Source organism: Streptomyces sp. NPDC002125 (assembly GCF_053593715.1).
This window is the reverse complement of sequence record NZ_JBSFDD010000031.1, coordinates 17,406-34,972: the sequence shown is the minus strand read 5'-3', so window position 1 is coordinate 34,972 and position 17,567 is coordinate 17,406. Positions and strand designations below refer to the sequence as shown.

Annotated in this window: 16 protein-coding genes and 1 riboswitch; of the genes, 5 read left to right on the top strand and 11 right to left on the bottom strand. The window is 71.1% G+C overall.

Features of this window, described 5'->3' with window-relative positions; all coding sequences use genetic code 11:
- Nucleotides 1-13: 13 nt before the first annotated feature.
- A complete protein-coding gene (locus tag ACWCQM_RS34910) occupies nt 14-1,453 on the top strand; it encodes a gamma-aminobutyraldehyde dehydrogenase (RefSeq protein WP_450919088.1) in 1,440 nt (479 codons plus the stop codon).
- Nucleotides 1,454-1,648: 195 nt separating this feature from the next.
- Here the strand turns inward: ACWCQM_RS34910 and ACWCQM_RS34905 are convergent, their stop codons facing one another.
- From ACWCQM_RS34905 to ACWCQM_RS34890, 4 genes are read right to left on the bottom strand one after another with little or no spacing between them, the layout of a single operon-like run.
- Nucleotides 1,649-2,506, bottom strand: coding sequence for an energy-coupling factor ABC transporter ATP-binding protein (locus ACWCQM_RS34905; RefSeq protein ID WP_450919087.1), 858 nt, complete (start codon nt 2,504-2,506; stop codon nt 1,649-1,651).
- A complete protein-coding gene (gene cbiQ, locus ACWCQM_RS34900) occupies nt 2,503-3,252 on the bottom strand; it encodes a cobalt ECF transporter T component CbiQ (RefSeq protein ID WP_450919086.1) in 750 nt (249 codons plus the stop codon). The genes ACWCQM_RS34905 and cbiQ overlap by 4 nt, the downstream gene beginning before the upstream one ends.
- A 6-nt stretch (nt 3,253-3,258) precedes the next feature.
- Nucleotides 3,259-3,627 (bottom strand): energy-coupling factor ABC transporter substrate-binding protein, encoded by a 369-nt coding sequence (locus ACWCQM_RS34895; protein WP_450919085.1) that lies wholly within the window; start codon nt 3,625-3,627, stop codon nt 3,259-3,261.
- Nucleotides 3,627-4,337 (bottom strand): energy-coupling factor ABC transporter permease, encoded by a 711-nt coding sequence (locus tag ACWCQM_RS34890; protein WP_450919084.1) that lies wholly within the window; start codon nt 4,335-4,337, stop codon nt 3,627-3,629. Before ACWCQM_RS34890 ends, ACWCQM_RS34895 begins: the two co-directional genes overlap by 1 nt.
- 30 nt (nt 4,338-4,367) lie before the next feature.
- Nucleotides 4,368-4,549, bottom strand: a riboswitch (cobalamin riboswitch).
- A 182-nt stretch (nt 4,550-4,731) separates the two neighbouring features.
- Between ACWCQM_RS34890 and ACWCQM_RS34885 the strand changes: the two genes are divergently transcribed.
- Together ACWCQM_RS34885 and ACWCQM_RS34880 are read left to right on the top strand one after the other, a co-directional pair.
- Nucleotides 4,732-5,250: a hypothetical protein gene (locus ACWCQM_RS34885; protein WP_450919083.1), complete on the top strand. Its 519-nt coding sequence runs from the start codon at nt 4,732-4,734 to the stop codon at nt 5,248-5,250.
- 185 nt (nt 5,251-5,435) lie between these two features.
- A complete protein-coding gene (locus ACWCQM_RS34880) occupies nt 5,436-5,513 on the top strand; it encodes a 50S ribosomal protein bL37 (protein ID WP_371604899.1) in 78 nt (25 codons plus the stop codon).
- A 60-nt stretch (nt 5,514-5,573) separates the two neighbouring features.
- Here the strand turns inward: ACWCQM_RS34880 and ACWCQM_RS34875 are convergent, their stop codons facing one another.
- Together ACWCQM_RS34875 and ACWCQM_RS34870 are read right to left on the bottom strand one after the other, a co-directional pair.
- Nucleotides 5,574-6,641, bottom strand: coding sequence for a terpene synthase family protein (locus ACWCQM_RS34875; protein WP_450919082.1), 1,068 nt, complete (start codon nt 6,639-6,641; stop codon nt 5,574-5,576).
- 363 nt (nt 6,642-7,004) lie between these two features.
- Nucleotides 7,005-7,712, bottom strand: a complete 708-nt coding sequence (locus tag ACWCQM_RS34870; RefSeq protein WP_450919081.1) for a DUF2470 domain-containing protein — start codon at nt 7,710-7,712, stop codon at nt 7,005-7,007.
- A 539-nt stretch (nt 7,713-8,251) separates the two neighbouring features.
- Between ACWCQM_RS34870 and ACWCQM_RS34865 the strand changes: the two genes are divergently transcribed.
- Nucleotides 8,252-11,641 carry a CARDB domain-containing protein gene (locus ACWCQM_RS34865; protein ID WP_450919080.1) on the top strand — a complete coding sequence of 1,130 codons (3,390 nt, stop codon included), beginning with the start codon at nt 8,252-8,254 and terminating at the stop codon, nt 11,639-11,641.
- 213 nt (nt 11,642-11,854) lie between these two features.
- Entirely contained in the window at nt 11,855-11,995 is a 141-nt protein-coding gene (locus ACWCQM_RS34860) for a hypothetical protein (RefSeq protein WP_158070897.1), read from the top strand.
- Between the two features lie 16 nt (nt 11,996-12,011).
- On the opposite strand, the gene ACWCQM_RS34855 is transcribed toward ACWCQM_RS34860, so the two are convergent.
- From ACWCQM_RS34855 to ACWCQM_RS34835, 5 genes are all read right to left on the bottom strand, one after another.
- On the bottom strand, nt 12,012-12,623 hold the full coding sequence (locus ACWCQM_RS34855) for a dihydrofolate reductase family protein (RefSeq protein ID WP_450919079.1): 612 nt from the start codon (nt 12,621-12,623) through the stop codon (nt 12,012-12,014).
- Nucleotides 12,624-12,764: 141 nt separating this feature from the next.
- Nucleotides 12,765-14,576, bottom strand: coding sequence for a SpoIIE family protein phosphatase (locus ACWCQM_RS34850; RefSeq protein ID WP_450919078.1), 1,812 nt, complete (start codon nt 14,574-14,576; stop codon nt 12,765-12,767).
- Nucleotides 14,577-14,935: 359 nt separating this feature from the next.
- On the bottom strand, nt 14,936-16,150 hold the full coding sequence (locus ACWCQM_RS34845) for a thiolase family protein (protein ID WP_450919077.1): 1,215 nt from the start codon (nt 16,148-16,150) through the stop codon (nt 14,936-14,938).
- Nucleotides 16,147-16,794: a CoA transferase subunit B gene (locus ACWCQM_RS34840; protein ID WP_450919076.1), complete on the bottom strand. Its 648-nt coding sequence runs from the start codon at nt 16,792-16,794 to the stop codon at nt 16,147-16,149. Before ACWCQM_RS34840 ends, ACWCQM_RS34845 begins: the two co-directional genes overlap by 4 nt.
- The gene (locus ACWCQM_RS34835; protein ID WP_450919075.1) at nt 16,794-17,564 is read right to left on the bottom strand and encodes a CoA transferase subunit A; all 771 of its coding nucleotides are present in this window, start codon (nt 17,562-17,564) and stop codon (nt 16,794-16,796) included. The genes ACWCQM_RS34840 and ACWCQM_RS34835 overlap by 1 nt, the downstream gene beginning before the upstream one ends.
- Nucleotides 17,565-17,567: the final 3 nt, after the last annotated feature.

Below are 17,567 nucleotides of genomic sequence, written 5' to 3'. Positions count from 1 at the left end.
GGAGCGACGTTCCATGAGCACCACCTTCCGCAACTACATCGACGGTGCGTTCGCCGACGCCGCCGACGGCCGCACGCTCGACGTCGTGGACCCCTCCACGGGCGCCGTCTACGCGACCTCCCCGCTCTCCGGCGCGGCGGACGTCGACGCGGCGATGGCCGCCGCGGCAGCCGCCTTCCCGGTCTGGCGCGACACCACGCCCTCCGTGCGCCAGCGCGCGCTGCTGAAGATCGCCGACGCGATGGAGGCGCGGGCGGACGAGCTGGTCGCCGCGGAGAGCCGCGACACCGGCAAGCCGCTCCACCTCACCCACAGCGAGGAACTCGCCCCCGCCATCGACCAGGTGCGCTTCTTCGCGGGCGCGGCGCGGATGCTGGAGGGCCGCTCGGCCGGCGAGTACATGGAGGGTCTGACCTCCATCATCCGGCGCGAGCCGGTCGGTGTGTGCGCACAGGTCGCGCCCTGGAACTACCCGCTGCTGATGGCGGTCTGGAAGTTCGCTCCGGCGCTCGCCGCGGGCAACGCGGTCGTGCTCAAGCCCTCGGACACCACCCCCGCGTCCACGGTCCTGATCGCCGAGATCATCGGCGGGGTGCTCGCCGAGCTGGAACTGCCCCGCGGCATCTTCAACGTGGTCTGCGGCGACCGTGACACCGGCCGCCTGATGGTGGAGCACCCCACCCCGGCGATGGCGTCCATCACCGGCTCCGTACGCGCCGGGATCCAGGTCGCCCAGAGCGCGTCCAAGGACGTCAAGAGGGTCCACCTGGAGCTCGGCGGCAAGGCTCCCGCCGTGGTCTTCGAGGACGCGGACCTGGCGAAGGCGGTCGAGGACCTGGTCGTCGGCGGCTTCTTCAACGCGGGCCAGGACTGCACGGCCGCCACCCGGATCCTCGTCCACGAGTCGGTCCACGACGAGTTCGTCGCCGCCCTCGCCAAGGCGGCGGCCGACACGAAGACCGGCCTGCCGGACGACGAGGACGTGCTGTACGGCCCGCTCAACAACGCCGGACAGCTCGCCCAGGTCAGCGGTTTCGTCGAGCGGCTGCCCGAGCACGCCAAGGTCGAGGCGGGCGGCCACCGGGTCGGCGACAAGGGCTACTTCTACGCCCCGACCGTCGTCTCCGGCCTGCGCCAGGACGACGAGATCGTCCAGAACGAGGTCTTCGGCCCGGTCATGACGGTCCAGTCCTTCACGGACGAGGCCCAGGCCGTGGAGTTCGCCAACGGCGTCGACTACGCCCTGGCCTCCTCGGTGTGGACCAAGGACCACGCACGGGCGATGCGGATGTCCAAGAATCTCGACTTCGGCTGCGTGTGGATCAACACCCACATGGCACTCGTCGCCGAGATGCCGCACGGCGGGTTCAAGAAGTCCGGCTACGGCAAGGACCTCTCGGCGTACGGCTTCGAGGACTACACCCGGATCAAGCACGTCATGACCTCGCTCTGACACAGCTCCCGCACCGGTGCGTCCGCCGCCCGGCCCGTCACAGGGCCGGGCGGCGCACGTGTACGCGGGCGAGCCCTGCGGGACCTCATGCGCGGCACGCCGCGTCACCAGCCACTGCCTGGTGACCGAGCACGGGTCCGCAGCGATGCCGGGCACCTCGGAGGAGCGCGCCCACGACGAACGGGTCCGGCAGATCTATCCCGGGCCCTGAGGCGGCTCCGCACCGGAGGCGACGGCCGCGAGCTCCTCGGGGGTGCGCGGCCCGGGTGCCCCCGCGTCCAGCAGTCCGTGGGCGCGCAGCAGCCGGGCCGTGGCGATGCCCCAGGGCAGCCGCAGCCCCGCCTCCCGGAGGAGATCCGTCCGGGCCAGCACGGTGGGCGCGGGACCGGAGCGGACACCTCCCGGGGTGAGGACCGCGCAGTCGTCGGCCCAGCGCAGGGCGAGATCGACGTCGTGCGTGGCCATCACCACGGTCGTGCCGCTCGCGCGGAGCGAGCCGAGGGTGTCGAGCAGCCGCTCCTGGCCGTCCGGGTCGAGCCCGGCGGTCGGCTCGTCGAGGATCAGCACGCGAGGGCGCATCGCGACCGCCCCCGCGATGGCGGTCCGCTTGCGCTGTCCGTAGGAGAGGAGATGGGTCGGACGGTCGGCCAGGTGCCCGATGTCGAGGGCGGCGAGCGCCTCGTCCACCCTGCCCCGGACCTCCGTGTCGGGCAGCCCCAGATTCAGCGGCCCGAACGACAGGTCCTGCGCGACGGAAGCGGCGAACAGCTGGTCGTCCGGGTCCTGCACGACCAGCTGTACCGTCGTCCGCAGCCGGGTCAGCCCTTTGCGGTCGTAGGTGGCCGGGCCCCCCTGGACCGTCAACCGGCCCTCGCGCGGGCGCAGTCCGCCGCTGAGCAGCCGCATCAGCGTGGTCTTGCCACTGCCGTTGCGGCCGAGCAGGGCGAGAGCACGGCCCTCGCGTACGTCGAAGTCGAGGCCGCCCAGCACCTCGGGCCCGTCCTCGTAGGCGAAGGAAGCGCCCCGCAGGGCGAGGAGTACGGAGTCGCTCATGACAGCGGCCTCTCAAGGACGAAGGTCAGGGCGGCGAGCGCCGCGAGCAGCGTGACGCTCACGGCCGTGAACCTGACGGAGACGCGGGCCTCGGGCACCAGGACACGCAAGGTGCCGTCGTAACCGCGTCCGGCGAGCCCCGCCTGGAGCCGGGCCGCGCGGTCAAAAGCCCTGACGAACGCGGTGGCGCCGAGCCCGGCCAGGGACCGCCAGGCAGCGGCCCGGCCGGTGTGCCCGAGCCGGGCGGCCTGCGCCTGCCTGATCCGGCGCATCGAGTCGAGCAGCAGGAAACTCATCCGGTACGTCACCAGGGCGACGTCCACCACCGGCGCGGGCACCCCCGCCCGGACCAGACGGGGCAGCAGGTCGGACATCGGGGTGGTGAAGGCGAACAGCAGGACACCGAGCGAAGCGGCCGAGGTGCGCAGCAGCAGCTCCCCGGCGCGTACGGGACCGCCGTCGGCCAGGGAGACGAGCCCCCCGGGGCCGCCGACCTGGACGAGGAGGGTGGCGGCCCCGGTGACACAGAAGCCCAGCGGCACCCGGTAGGCCCGCCACAGCCGGCGCACGGGCACGCCCGCCGGGCCGAGCAGCACGGCGAGCGCGGTGACGAGGACGAGGGCGGCTCCGGGCCAGGGCGGCAGCGAGATCGCCAGCACCGTGAAACCGAGGCCGAGCACGGCCTTGTCCAGGGGATGGCGGCGGCGCCAGTGACTGCTGTGCGCCGCCGCGTCGATCGGCAGCACCCGCCCTCAGGCCCCCCGCGCCGGGGACTGCCCGGCGCCGCTTCCGGTGCCCGCGGCATCGAGCCGTGCCGTGGCGAGCAGTTCGCCCTGGCGGCGTCCGCGCCGCAGGCCGAAGTAGTACGCGAGGACGCCCGCGCCGAGCGCGGCCTGGAGGGCGAACAGGGCCGACTCGATCTCCCCGGAAGGCGGTTCGTACAGCGGGGAGAACCAGGGTTCGTAGCCGGGATCGATCTCGGTGATCGCCGTCTCGGCCTGGGCGTCGGCGCCGGCGAACGGCTCCTTCTCGTCGTCGCCGAGGCCGAGGGCCAGAGGCAGGACGGCCAGCGCGGCCACCACGAGCAGCAGCAGACCGTTGATCTTCGCGTTCCTGTTCATCACGCCACCGCCCCGGTCTTCTCCGCCGTCTTCGTGCCGGCCCGCTTCCCGCTGAGGAACACGCCGAGCCTCGTCAGCTCGCCCTTACTGGACTGCACGAGCAGCCGCATCACCAGCACGGTGAGCAGCCCCTCGCTCACCGCCAGTGGGATCTGGGTGACCGCGAAGATGGAGCCGAACTTGCCGAGCGCGCCCAGGAAACCGCTGCCCGGGTCCGGGAAGGCGAGCGCCAGCTGCACGCTGGTGACGCAGTAGGTGGACAGGTCGGCGGCGAACGCTCCGAAGAACACCGCGGCCATCAGCGGCACGCCGCTCCTGCGCAGCACTCGGTAGAGCGCGTATCCGGCCCAGGGCCCGACGATCGCCATCGAGAAGACGTTGGCGCCGAGCGTGGTCAGGCCGCCGTGGGCCAGCAACAGGGCCTGGAACAGCAGGGTGATGGTGCCCAGGACCGCCATGATCGGCGGGCGGAACAGGATCGCTCCCAGCCCGGTGCCGGTGGGATGCGAGCAACTCCCCGTCACCGAAGGGAGCTTCAGCGCGGACAGGACGAACGTGAAGGCCCCGGCGGCCCCGAGGAGCAGTGTGCTCTCGGGGTTCTCCCGGACCTCACGGGTGAGTGAACGGACTCCGTGGACGACGAACGGCGCGGACGCGACACCCCAGGCGATCGCGTGCGCCGGAGGCAGAAAACCCTCGGCTATGTGCATGGCTCAGCAGACCCTCTCCAGCACCTCGTGGATGGTTGAAGTGCCTTGGCCGGTCTCCTGGCTTACGGGTGACACCGCCCGTGCTCCGCCTTCCCGGGTCCGAGGACCCAGTGGCTGCCCGTGAGGGCCGGAGCCGGACTTCCCGATCACAGTGGCGAGGGCCGCACCGGTATCGCACCGATTTCCCGTTCACCAAGGCGTGGCGACACTAGCCCCAGGCCGGGGACGGTGACAAGCGGGCCCACCCGCGCGCGCCCTGCGTGACTCCCCGTGCGGCCCGCCGGGGACGGTTCCGGGATCACGGTGGCCGGCCAGGCATGCTGAGGGCCGCGGCCACGGCGCCGGAAGGTGCCGGAACGGGGTCGCGTGACGTACGCGCGGTGAGGGAGACCGGATGTCGGAGGACGGGCGATCAGGAGTGCCGCAGGAGAAGGCGGCCGACGTGATGGCGGGCCGGCTCAAGGAGCGCATCTACGCGACGATCACGATGATCGCCGTGGTGGTGGGCCTGTCCCTGAGCAACGCCGGTGCCGCAGGCGCCCTGGCCACGGTCCTGACGACCGCACTGGGGCTGTGGCTCGCGGCGCTCGTGGCCGACCAGCAGGCCCACCGCACGGTCCACCGGCACTTCGCCAGGGGGCACGAGTTGCGCCGCATGCTCTACGTCAGCAGCCCTCTGCTGTCGTGCGCGGTGAGCCCGTCCGTGATGATCGCCCTCGCCGCCCTGGACGTCCTGTATCTGTCCACCGCGCTGATGACGGCGGCCGTCCTGGGCGTCGTCTCGCTCTTCCTCTGGGGCTGCGTGGGTGGAGTGCGCCTGGGAGGCGGTGTGTTCACGGCGGTGCTGGCGGGCGTGGCCGACGCGGCGATCGGGGTCGCGGTCGTGCTGGTGAAGGTCTCCGCCGGGCACTGACGCCGGCCCCGGACGCCCGTCGGCCCGTCGTGCTCCGCCGGCCCTCCCCGGCGCCGTGGCGCACGCCACCCGGATGCGGCCGGACCTGGTGTTTACCGCCGCGCCGACGGGTAAGGGGCACTGTGGTTGCCGGAAGTGACATTTCGGTTGAAAGTGTGCAGAAACTACAGGATGAGGAGGGATCGATGTCCTCGAAGCGACGTCGTAAGAAGAAGGCCCGCCGCAAGAACGGCGCGAACCACGGCAGCCGTCCCCAGACCTGAGGGCGCGCCGACGGACCGGGGAGCGGCGCGCGCCGCTCCCCGAAGCGTCTCCCGGCAGTCTCAGTCCTTCAGATGGGTCCACCACCAGGCGATGCTGTCGATCGGCAGCGGCTTGTCCGCCGCCGCGCGCAGCGGGGCCGCCGCGGAGCCGGACGGCAGGTCGGCGGGGTTCTCCGGATTGACGTACCGGTTGGTCGTGAGCGACCAGTCGTAGTCGGCACGGATCCAGGAGTCGCAGCCCGTGATCCACCGGCGGAGCTCCGGGCCGGCGGCGGCCAGGATCTGGTCGCGGAGCCGGAGGTAGAGGGTCATGGCGCTGGTGTGCATGGTGGCGGCCTCGGCCACCGCCTCGTCGAGCGGGCAGTTCCGCTCGTGGGCGATCAGGTCGACGATGTTCCCGAATCCCTCGTGGCTCCGTTCGCGCTCCTTGTGGTAGGAGACCAGGTCGTTGGACCAGCCGATGATCGCGGCGAAGACCTCGACGAACGCCCGTACGTCATGGCGCTCGTAGTCCGCCGCGGGGAGGTCGTACCCGTGGATGATCTCGCTGAGCGTCGAGAAGATCTTGACCCCGGAGGAGTCCAGCCGGACCGCCAGATGGTCGGAGAGCGTGGGTATCCGTCCGTAGGCACTGTTGGCGGCCATCCAGACCTGACCCTGGAGGTACGCCCGGAAGCTGGCGGCCCAGCGGGCGGTCTGCACCGGAGTCGTCAGTCCGTCGAGCCGCATGCGCAGCTCGTGCAGCGCGGCGCTGTAGTTGTCGTCGGTGGCGGCGGTCCAAGGGACGTCGATGATCCGCTGGAGCTTGGTGATCATCAGCAGGGTGGCGTCGGGAGACATCGCGACCGGCCCCTCGTCGCAGTACTCGTCGTCGAACGCGAAGAGCCACATCAGGAAGTCGGCGGTCCACTGGAGGGGCGCGAGCCGTCCGTCGGGCGCTCCCCGGCTCGTGATCTCGCCCACGGCTATGCGCGTCAGCCGCTCGCGTTGCGCCGGGTCGGAGTAGAGGCCGTAACGGTCGAGCCAGGCAGCCGAGTTGGCGTCGATCTCACGCCACTGCGGGTGGATACCCGAGGGAAGGGGAACCCACAGCTGAGGGATCTTGGGCGCTGGAGCCGGGGAGGTCATGTGCTTCCCTTTCACACGTACGTCTCACTGCCTCTGGGACCGGGAAGTTAGCAAGGCGTACGAGCAGCGGCTACGGCCGATTTGAGCCGGGTTGGGCTTACGCACGGGTATCCACCGAGTAACGGGTTCGCCGTGCGGCGGCGCCATTTGGCCTCGTAGAGGGGGCAAATGCCGTCGATCATGCATGATTCGCGGGTGATCGCCTCCGGGGCGCACTTGGCCTGAAGCCAACTCTTGTGCTGACGGTCCGTCTGTTTCTCCGGGCCGTGGTGGACGGCATCCCGGGGAGCCTGCCGTGCCCGTGCCGGGAGCCGCCGGCCCCCACGAGCCCGTGGGACCCGGGGGCCGCGCGCTCCGGCTGGTTCAGGCCAGCAGCTGGTTGCGGTGGGAGGCGCGGCGGGCGGCGGCCAGCATGGCGTGGATCTGAGGGCCCGCCTGGTCGATCCGGGTCACGGCCTTCGCGAACGGCAGCCGGACGTCGCGGTGGCTGCCGGGGTACTCCAGGCGCAGCGTCACGCCGTACCGGTCCATGGCCAGCGGGTGCACACGCAGGACGCCTTTGCCCGGCTGCGGCTGCACGAGGCGCAGCAGCAGCGGGACGAGTTCGCCGTGCTCGTCCACGAGGTGGGTCAGCATCCCCGCCTCGCTGGTGGCGATGGGATCGGGCTCCGTGTCCTGCAGTTCGTCCAGCGTCACGAAGGCCCGCCCCGTGTGGTCCTCGATGACCGCCTGCCCGAACTCCATGCAGGTGCTCTCCGCGGTCTCCGTGCTGTACGGGGCCGAGAGCAGCCCGGTCACGGTGACGCGGGCGCGCGTCCGGTCCCGCACGGGGGTGGGAGCGATGTCGGTGAACTCCAGCCGGACCGGGATGCGCGGACCGGACTGCGGCTGGCCGGCCTCGGCCGGTTCGTGCAGGTGGATGTGGCCCATCGCGCCCGTGCCGTCGAGGCGGTGGACCTCGACGGGCTCGTGCCCGTCGCTCACCACCGTCATCGAGTGGGCCGCCATCAGGATGGACAGCACGCGTTCGGCCGGGGTCGGGTGTGTGACGCGGGAGTCGAAAGGACGCATCCAAGTTCTCCAGGGGAGCGGGGTGGGGGAGACCTCATGGCGATTACTTAGGCATGCCTAACCTAACCTATTGACCGGGTCCGGGACAGCACTGCACCCGTATCCATAGGCCGATTCCCTGTCCCGCGCACGCCTGAGCGGACGCCGGGCGGCCTGCCCGGCGCCTGCTCAGGCGCTGCGCCGTGCCCGTGGGCACGAGTTCTGCCTGTCGCGGTTCTTCTGATCCGCCCCCACGTCTCTCCGGCCCCGCGTGCGGCCGCGAACGCCGTTCACATGTAGGCATCCGGCCTGCCGCCTTGCGACGCCCCGCCCCCGCCCCGAGCGGCGCGGCGGGCGGGTGTGCCCGTGGTGTCCGTGCGAGGACCGTTGACAAAAGTCCGGGCTGCTAGAAACCTGTCTCCGCGACACCGCAAAATATTGACGAGATCACTCAAAATCCTAAGCAATATGCGCGAGTTCCCGGCGGGAGGCATGCTCCCCGCTCCTGTCGGCGTCCCGTCATACCCCCCATCGGTGAGGCCAACGGAACAGAGGACAGCATGAGATGGAAGCAACTCGGCCGACGGTTGGTCCTCGGCGCGGTAACGGCCGCGCTGATGACCGTCGGCCTCCTGCCGGTCAGCGCCACGGCAGCCGCGCAACGCACCGACCTGGCCCTGGGCAAGCAGGTGACGGCCGGCGGTTCGCACGGCGCCTATCCGGCGTCGAACGTCACCGACGGCAGCCAGCAGACCTACTGGGAGAGCGCGGGCACCTTCCCGCAGTGGGTCCGGATCGACCTCGGCGGGCGGTTCGACATCGATCAGGTGGTGCTCAGACTCCCCACCACCTGGGAGGCGCGCACCCAGACGCTCGCCGTCCAGGGCAGCACGGACGGAAACACGTACAGCGCCCTCGCCGCCTCGGCCGCACGGGTGTTCAGCCCGTCGGCGGCCAACTCCGTCACCATCGGCCTCACCGCCGAGCAGGTGCGCTACATCCGCGTACAGGTGACCGCGAACACCGGCTGGAACGCCGCTCAGCTCTCCCAGGTGGAGGTCTACGGCGACGAGGAATCGGGCCCGCCGCCCGCGAACGGCTCCAACCTGGCACTGAACAGACCCATCGAGGCGTCGTCCGTCACCCAGATCTATGTGGCGGCCAACGCCAATGACGGCAAGCCCGCCACGTACTGGGAGTCCGACGGCCATCCCTCCACCCTCACGGTGAAGCTCGGCGCCGACGCCGACATCGAGGCCGTCGTCGTCAGGCTCTCCCCGGAGCAGGCGTGGGCCACCCGCACCCAGAGTTTCCAGGTCCTCGGGCGGGCGCAGTCGGCCACCGGTTTCACTTCGCTGAAGGACCGGGCGGACCATGTGTTCAGCCCCTCCGGCAACGAGAACACCGTGACGATCCCGGTCAGCGGGCGCTTCGCGGACGTACAGCTCAAGTTTTTCGCCAACACGGGTGCTCCGGGCGCCCAGGTCGCTGAGATCCAGGTTGTCGGCACGGCCGCCCCGAACCCGGACCTGATCGTCTCCGAGCTGACATGGTCACCCACGGAACCGTCCGAGAAGGACGACGTCACCGTGACCGCCACCGTGCGCAACACGGGCACGGCGGCGTCCGCCGCGACGACCGTCGACGTCAGCGTGGAAGGCGTCGTCGCGGGCAGCGCGTCCGTGGGAGGCCTCACAGCCGGGGCCTCGGCCACCGTGGCCGTCGCCGTCGGCAAGCGGCCGATGGGCTCGTACAGCGTCTCGGCGGTGGTCGACCCGACCGGCACGGTCGCCGAGCAGGACGACAGCAACAACAGCCGCACCGCCTCGTCGAAGCTCGTGGTGGGCCAGAGCCCAGGTCCTGACCTGGAGGTGCTCGGGATCACCTCCAGCCCGTCGAACCCCGCCGTGGGCGCGGCCGTCACCTTCAGCGTGTCCGTCCACAACCGCGGTACGACCGCGGTGAGCGCCTCGACCGTCACCCGCCTCCAGGTGGAGAGCACCACCCTGAACGGCGCGACCGGTGCGATCGCCGCCGGAGCTACCGCCACCGTGCCGGTGAGCGGGAGCTGGACCGCGAAGAGCGGAGGTGTCAACCTGACGGCCACGGCGGACGCGACCGGTGCCGTCGCGGAGACGAACGAGGGCAACAACGTCTACTCGCGGGCGATGGTGGTCGGCCGCGGGGCCGCAGTCCCCTACACGGAGTACGAGGCCGAACAGAGCGCTTACAAGGGCACGTTGCTGAGGTCCGACCAGAAGCGGACCTTCGGGCACACCAACTTCGCGACCGAGTCCTCGGGCCGGGAGGCCGTGCGGCTCGACTCCGCCGGCGAATACGTCGAGGTCACCTCCACCGTGCCGTCGAACTCGATCGTGGTCCGCAACTCCGTGCCCGATGCCCCGGGCGGCGGAGGGGCGGAGGCCACGATCAGTCTCTACGCCGACGGCACCTTCGTCCGGAAGCTGACCCTCTCCTCCAAGCACAGCTGGCTCTACGGCGACACGGACAGCCCGGAGGGCCTGAGCAACCGGCCGGGAACGGACGCCCGCCGGCTGTTCGACGAGTCCCATGCCCTGCTCGGCCGGAGCTACCCCGTCGGTACGAAGTTCCGCCTCCAGCGCGACGCGGGCGACACGGCCTCCTTCTACGTCATCGATCTGGTGGACCTGGAGCAGGTGGCACCCGCTGCCGCCCAGCCGGCCGGATGTACCTCGATCACGACCTACGGAGCCGTTCCGAACGACGGGATCGACGACACGGACGCCATCCAGCGGGCGGTGACCGCCGACCAGAACGGTGACATCGGCTGCGTATGGATCCCGCCCGGGCAGTGGAGGCAGGAGCAGAAGATCCTGACCGACGACCCGCTGAACCGGGGGCAGTTCAACCAGGTCGGCATCAGGGACGTCACGATCCGCGGCGCCGGCATGTGGCACTCCCAGCTCTACACCCTCACCGCGCCCCAGGACGCAGGCGGCATCAACCACCCGCACGAGGGGAACTTCGGCTTCGACATCGACGACAACACCAGGATCTCCGACATCGCGATCTTCGGCTCGGGCACCATCCGGGGCGGGGACGGCAACGCCGAGGGCGGAGTGGGCCTGAACGGGCGCTTCGGTGAGGACACCGCGATCACCAACGTATGGCTGGAGCACGCCAACGTGGGTGTCTGGGTGGGCCGTGACTACGACAACATCCCGGACCTCTGGGGACCCGCCCAGCGTGTCGAGTTCACCGGCATGCGCATCCGCAACACGTACGCGGACGGCATCAACTTCGCCAACGGAACTCGCGATTCGACGGTGTTCAACTCGTCCCTGAGGAACACGGGGGACGACGCGCTGGCGGTGTGGTCGAGCAAGTACGTGAAGAACCCCTCGGTGGACGTCGGCCACGACAACCACTTCCGCAACAACACCGTCCAACTGCCCTGGAGGGCTAACGGCATCGCGATATACGGCGGTTACGGCAACACGATCGAGAACAACATCATCTCCGACACGATGAACTACCCCGGCATCATGCTGGCGACCGACCACGACCCGCTGCCCTTCTCCGGGCAGACGCTGATCGCCGACAACGCGCTGCACCGCACGGGAGGGGCGTTCTGGGGAGAGGCCCAGGAGTTCGGCGCGATCACCTTGTTCGCGGCCGGGCAGGACATCCCCGGTGTCACCATCCGCGACACCGACATCCTCGATTCGACCTACGACGGAATCCAGTTCAAGTCGGGCGGCGGGTCCGTACCGGGAGCGCGGATCACGGGTGTCCGCATCGAGAACTCGCTCAACGGCGCGGGGATCCTGGCCCATGGAGGCGCGCGGGGCAGTGCCACGCTGACCGATGTGACCATCACCGGTTCCGCCGAAGGTGACGTCGTGGTCGAGCCGGGGTCGCAGTTCGTCATCGAGGGCGGCGCGGGGAGGGCGACCGCCCGTGAGTAGGAGCGAACCCGCCGTCACCGGACGGTACGGGCGACACGGGTGCTCCCCTCAGCGGGGAGCCGTCATGAGCAAGGACTGACCAGCCCCGACGGGCCAGGGGCGGTCGTGCCGGTGGCACGGCCGCCCCTGTGGGACTTGCGTTCTGTTTCTACGGGTGGGAAAAATGTGAAGGAGAGAGACTTATGTCGCTTTTCGTCGGTTGAGGTGAACTTCATGGGCAAGATGGCGTCCGCGCTCAAGCACGTGCGCGGTCGGATGATGGAAGCGGACGGCAAGGCCCTCCAGAACCCGCGGCTGCGGGAAGAGGGCCGCCGCCTCCAGGACAAGGAGCCCCCTCCGGGGCACTCTGCCTGATCCAGGGGGAAGGGCTCTACGCCCCGGCCCCGTAGATCCCGTGAGCGGGTGATCCCGCCGACTCGAAGATGTGGACCGAGAGCCCGCCCGGGGTCGTCCTGTGGCTGACGAGCCGCAGACCGGCCGGGGCGCCGCCGTCCGGGAAGAGCCGCCGGCCGCGGCCCACCACGACCGGGGCGATCGCCAGCCGCAGTTCGTCGACCAGGCCCGCCGCCAGCAGGGACTGGGCCAGCAGGGCGCTGCCGTGGATCTGGAGATCCCGGCCGGGCAGGCGTTTCACCTCGGCGACCTGGGTCGGCACATCCCCGTTCAGGACCGTCGTCGGATTCCAGGTGCCCGTCGTCAGGCTGTGGGAGGCGACGTACTTCGGCAGGCCGTTCATCAGGGGCGCGAACGGGTGGTCGGTCATGACCGGCCAGTCCCGTGCGAAGTTCTCGTACGTACGACGGCCGAACAGCAGCGCGTCCGCCGTGCCGAGCCAGGAGGCGGCCACCTCCTCGAAGACCTCGTCCATGTGCGGCACGAACCAGCCACCCTGGTCGAAGCCGTCACTGCGGTCCTCGTCCGGTGCCCCCGGGCCCTGCGAGACCCCGTCGAGCGTCAGGAACTGCTGTACGACAAGCCTCATCACGCACCACTCTCCTCCGGTCCGGGCCGGCCTCTTCGCCGCGAGCCACGATTGTGCCCACTTCCCGGACGCCCTGGCAGGCGAGAACTCATCGGTCCGCGTGTCGCGGGGTCCGGACTCCGTGGCCGTGCCCGCCGTGGGTCAGGCCTGTTCGGACGTGTCCCTGACCGGTGAGTCCTCGATACGCGAGCCGGGGGCCCCGCGGTCGTCGGCGGCCGGGCTGTGCGCGTGCTGCGGAGGGGCCTGGCCCTCCGCGCTTTCCGGCGGGACGCGCAGGACCAGCAGCGCGACGTCGTCGCCGCTGGGGTCGATGCGGGCCAGGAGTTCGTCGAGGAAGTCCTCGATGTCATGGCCGGCCAGGTCCGCGGCATGCGCGCGCAGCGCGGCGAGGCCCTCGTCGATGTCGCGGGTGCGGCTCTCGACCAGTCCGTCGGTGTAGAGCAGGAGGGTCGAACGGGGCGGGAGGTCGGTGTGCGCGTCGGGCCACCCCAGTCCCATGTGCAGGGCCGAGCTGAGACCGAGCAGGGGTCCGTGGCCGCTTTCGAGGAAACGCGCGTCCCCCTCGGCGGTGACCAGGAGGGGCGGCGGGTGGCCGGCGTTGACCCAGTGGAGCCGCCGGGGGCCGCCCGCCTCGCCCTCGATGCGCGCGAAGACGCAGGTGGCCATGGGCGCGTCGCTCGTGTGGGTCATGGCCTCGTCCAGCCGGCGCATGATCAGGCTGGGCGGCTCCGTCCGGTCCCAGGCCAGGGCGCGCAGCATGTTGCGGACCTCGGCCATGTGGGCGGCGGCCTTGAGATCGTGGCCGACGACATCGCCGATGACCATCGTCAGGGCCCCGTCACCGAGGAGGAAGGAGTCGTACCAGTCGCCGCCGATCTCGGCCGCGGTCTCGGCGGGCCGGTAGCGGGCCGCCAGCGTCAGGTCGTCGACCTGCGGCAGGGGAGTGAGGAGCTGGCGCTGCATGGTCTCGGCCACGTGGCGCTGCTGCTCGAAGAGCACGGCGGCCTCCATGACGAGGCCGGCCCGCCGCGCGATGTCGGTCAGTACGAAGAGCTCGGCCTCGGTGTACGAGGAATCCGGATCGACGCGCGCCACGGTCAGCACGCCGAAGACCTGCCGCCGGGTGTGCAGGGGCACCACGACCGCGCAGGTGCCGCCCAGCCGGTCGAACAGAGCACGGTGCGCCGCCGCGAGCGGGCTGTCCGGCCGCTCCGCGAGGGCGTCCGCGTCCAGGAGGACGGGCTCGGCGTTCCGCAGCGCGTGCACCACGGCCGAACGGGTGAACTCGGGCACCGGCGGCAGCGGCCCCGTGAGCGCCGCCGTCGCCTCGTCCCCGGCGGTACGGACCGTCACCCGCCGCATCCCGCCCGGATGCCCCGCCGCGTGTACGTCGATGGCCGACCAGTCGCCCATGTCCGGCACGAGCAGGGCGGCCAGCCTGTTCAGCATCTCCGGGGTGTCCAGGGCGGAGATGAGGACCGTCGAGACCTCCGCCACCATCGTCAGCCGGGCGGTGAGCCCCTCCAGTGCGGCGAGATAGGCAGCGGTCTGTTCGGCGGCGTCGCGGTGCAGGCTGAAGTCGTGGAAGACGACCACCGCGCCCTCCATACGCCCCTGGTGCCGCAGCGGGGTGGCCGCCCAGATGACCGGGACCAGGCTGCCGTCCCCGCGCAGGAAGAGTTCCTCGCTGCCCTCGGCGGGCCGGCCGGTGTCCAGGACGGCCATCAGACCGCACTCGTCGCGAGGGATCGTGCCTCCGTCCCGGTCCCGGTGCAGCAGATCGTGCATGTCCCGGCCGAGCATCTCCTCCTGCTGACGGCCGAGGAGCTCCTGCGCCCGTGGATTACTCGCGGTGAGACGGCCACTGGTGTCGGCGACGAAGACCCCGGCCCCCAGGCTGTCGAACACCGTGCGCATGAAGCCGATCTCCAGCAGCCCGTCCGTGGACCTCATCGGGCGGCCCTCGCCGTACCGGGGCAGGTCCCGGACCGGACCGCCGCCGGGATCGCGGTCCGGGAGGCCGTGCGCTCCATCCTTCCGCTCAGCATCTGTTCATCATTCATCCGGCACGCCGGTTTCGCCGCTCGGGGGACGGCCTGCCCGAGGGGTACGTCACCTCGTCGAGGCCGCGACGAACGGCAGCCCGCTCGCCCGGCAGCAGCTCATCCGGCCCGGTGGGACCGCCCGCGCGGACTTCACCCCGCACAGCCGGGACGCGGACAGGGAGCCCGCGCACCGGCCCTGACACGGCCGTACCGGCCGGGCACGGTGGTTCCCGCCCCGGCCGGTACGAGTCCGACGCGCTGTGTCCTCTACCTCTCCAGCACCAGCGCGGAGCCCTGGCCCACACCGATGCAGAGCGTCGCCACACCGACCCCGGACCCTGCGGCCCTGAGCTGGTGGGCGATGGAGCCGGCCAGACGGGCTCCCGAAGCACCGAGCGGGTGGCCGATCGCGATCGCGCCGCCGCGCGGGTTGAGCACGGACGGGTCGAGACCGGGCCACTCGGCGACGCACCCCAGCACCTGCGCCGCGAACGCCTCGTTGAGTTCGAGGGCCGCGAGATCGGCGAAGGTCCTGCCCGCCCGGTCCAGCGCCCTGTTCACGGCCTCGACGGGAGCGAGCCCGAAGTAGTGCGGCTCGTTGGCGGACACGGCGGAGGCCGTGATCCGGGCCAGCGGCTCCCGGCCCGTCGCCCGCAGGCCTTCCTCGTCGGCCAGCAGCAGCGCCGCCGCACCGTCGTTGAGCGGGGAGGAGTTGCCCGCGGTGACGGTGCCGTTCTCCGTGCGGAAGGACGGGCGGAGCTTGGCCATGGCCTCCAGCGACGCGTCGTCCCTGATGCATTCGTCCCGGTCCACGACGAGCGGATCGCCCTTGCGGCGGGGGATCGTCAGCGGGGCGATCTCGTCGTCGAACAGCCCGGCGGCCCGCGCCGCCGAAGCCTTGCGGTGGGACGAGAGCGCGAACTCGTCCTGCTGCTCACGGCTGATGGCGTGCTTCTCCGCGATCAGTTCGGCGCTCTCGCCGAGCGGCACCGTCCACTGCGGATCCATCCGGGGGTTGACCATGCGCCAGCCCAGCGTGGTCGAGTACATCTCGGTGTGCCCGGCCGGGAAGGCGCGGTCGCTCTTCGGCAGGACGTACGGGGCGCGGGTCATCGACTCGACGCCGCCGGCCACCACCAGCGAGTGGTCACCCAGCGCCACGGCACGCGCCGCGTGCACGACGGCCTCCAGGCCGGAGGCGCACAGCCGGTTGACGGTCACGCCGGGGACGGAGACCGGCAGCCCGGCGAGGAGAGCGGCCATCCGGCCGACGTTGCGGTTCTCCTCGCCCGCGCCGTTGGCGTTGCCGAGCACCACGTCCCCGATGCGTGCCGGGTCGAGCTCCGGGGTGCGGTCGAGCAGCGCGCGGATGGCATGGGCGGCGAGGTCGTCGGGCCGGACCTGCGCGAGCGCCCCGTTGTACCTGCCGATCGGGGTGCGGACGGCGTCGACGACGTAGACGTCGCGGGGGCGGAAGCTCATGAGGCGACCCTCTCGGGCGTACGGACCGGAGCGGCGGTCTTCGCCAGCACCTCGGCGGTGCTCACCCCGGGGGCGGTCTCCACCAGCACCAGGCCGTCCTCGGTCACGTCGAGCACCGCGAGATCGGTGATGATGCGCTGGACGCACGCCTTGCCGGTCAGCGGCAGCGTGCACTCCTCGACGATCTTCGGACTGCCGTCCTTGGCGGTGTGCGTCATGGTCACGATGACCCGGCGGGCGCCGTGCACGAGGTCCATGGCGCCGCCGATCCCGGTCACCATCTTCCCCGGCACCGCCCAGTTGGCGAGGTCGCCGCGGGCGGAGACCTCCATGGCGCCGAGCACCGCGGCGTCGATGTGACCGCCGCGGATCATGCCGAAGGAGAGCGCCGAGTCGAAGAACGAGGCGCCCGGCCGGACGGTGACCGTCTCCTTGCCCGCGTTGATCAGGTCGGGGTCGACGTCCTCGTCGTACGGGAAGGCGCCGGTGCCCAGGATGCCGTTCTCGGACTCCAGGACGACGTTCACGCCCTCGGGCAGATGGTTCGGGATCAGCGTCGGCAGCCCGATGCCGAGGTTGACGTACTCGCCGTCGCGCAGCTCCGCGGCGGCCCTGGCCGCCATCTCGTTCCGGTTCCAGGCCATCAGCCCCGTGCCTCCCGCTCGGTGATCGTCCGCTTCTCGACCTTCTTGTCCACGGCCTGCTCGGGGGTCAGCGCGACCACCCGCTGCACGAAGATGCCGGGCAGATGGACATGGTCCGGATCGATCTCGCCCGGCTCCACGAGCTCCTCGACCTCCGCGATCGTGATGCGGCCGGCCATGGCCGCGAGCGGGTTGAAGTTGCGGGTGGACTTGTTGAAGACGAGGTTGCCGTGCCGGTCGCCCTTCGCCGCCCTGACGAGGGCGAAGTCGGTGCGGATGCTGTGCTCCAGGACGTATTCGGTGCCGTCGAAGTCGCGTACTTCCTTGGGCGGGGAGGCCACGGCCACGCCGCCCTCACCGTCGTAGCGCCAGGGGAGTCCGCCGTCGGCGACCTGCGTGCCCACGCCCGCGGGCGTGTAGAACGCGGGTATACCGGCCCCGCCCGCGCGCAGCCGCTCGGCCAGGGTGCCCTGCGGGATGAGTTCGAGCTCGAGCTCGCCCCCGAGGTACTGCCGGGCGAACTCCTTGTTCCCGCCGATGTACGAGCCGGTGACCCGGCTGATCCGGCCCGCGGAGAGCAGCACGGCGAGGCCGGTGTCCATCGCCCCGCAGTTGTTGGATACGACTGCGAGCCCGCTCACGCCGCTCGCGTGCAGGGCATCGATCAACACGTTCGGCACACCGCTGAGACCGAAGCCTCCCACCGCCACCGAGGCGCCGTCCGGCACGTCGGCGACGGCCAGCGCCGCTGACGCGACCACCTTGTCCATGGA

What these genes read in the sequence shown, in the direction of transcription:
- ACWCQM_RS34870 (WP_450919081.1), bottom strand. Translation starts at nt 7,712, where the DNA reads ATGCGTCCTTTCGACTCCCGCGTCACACACCCGACCCCGGCCGAACGC.
- ACWCQM_RS34855 (WP_450919079.1), bottom strand. Translation starts at nt 12,623, where the DNA reads ATGAGGCTTGTCGTACAGCAGTTCCTGACGCTCGACGGGGTCTCGCAG.
- ACWCQM_RS34910 (WP_450919088.1), top strand. Translation starts at nt 14, where the DNA reads ATGAGCACCACCTTCCGCAACTACATCGACGGTGCGTTCGCCGACGCC.
- ACWCQM_RS34850 (WP_450919078.1), bottom strand. Translation starts at nt 14,576, where the DNA reads ATGAGGTCCACGGACGGGCTGCTGGAGATCGGCTTCATGCGCACGGTG.
- ACWCQM_RS34840 (WP_450919076.1), bottom strand. Translation starts at nt 16,794, where the DNA reads ATGGCCTGGAACCGGAACGAGATGGCGGCCAGGGCCGCCGCGGAGCTG.
- ACWCQM_RS34890 (WP_450919084.1), bottom strand. Translation starts at nt 4,337, where the DNA reads ATGCACATAGCCGAGGGTTTTCTGCCTCCGGCGCACGCGATCGCCTGG.
- ACWCQM_RS34845 (WP_450919077.1), bottom strand. Translation starts at nt 16,150, where the DNA reads ATGAGCTTCCGCCCCCGCGACGTCTACGTCGTCGACGCCGTCCGCACC.
- ACWCQM_RS34835 (WP_450919075.1), bottom strand. Translation starts at nt 17,564, where the DNA reads ATGGACAAGGTGGTCGCGTCAGCGGCGCTGGCCGTCGCCGACGTGCCG.
- ACWCQM_RS34865 (WP_450919080.1), top strand. Translation starts at nt 8,252, where the DNA reads ATGAGATGGAAGCAACTCGGCCGACGGTTGGTCCTCGGCGCGGTAACG.
- ACWCQM_RS34875 (WP_450919082.1), bottom strand. Translation starts at nt 6,641, where the DNA reads ATGACCTCCCCGGCTCCAGCGCCCAAGATCCCTCAGCTGTGGGTTCCC.
- ACWCQM_RS34860 (WP_158070897.1), top strand. Translation starts at nt 11,855, where the DNA reads ATGGGCAAGATGGCGTCCGCGCTCAAGCACGTGCGCGGTCGGATGATG.
- ACWCQM_RS34880 (WP_371604899.1), top strand. Translation starts at nt 5,436, where the DNA reads ATGTCCTCGAAGCGACGTCGTAAGAAGAAGGCCCGCCGCAAGAACGGC.
- ACWCQM_RS34885 (WP_450919083.1), top strand. Translation starts at nt 4,732, where the DNA reads ATGTCGGAGGACGGGCGATCAGGAGTGCCGCAGGAGAAGGCGGCCGAC.
- ACWCQM_RS34905 (WP_450919087.1), bottom strand. Translation starts at nt 2,506, where the DNA reads ATGAGCGACTCCGTACTCCTCGCCCTGCGGGGCGCTTCCTTCGCCTAC.
- ACWCQM_RS34895 (WP_450919085.1), bottom strand. Translation starts at nt 3,627, where the DNA reads ATGAACAGGAACGCGAAGATCAACGGTCTGCTGCTGCTCGTGGTGGCC.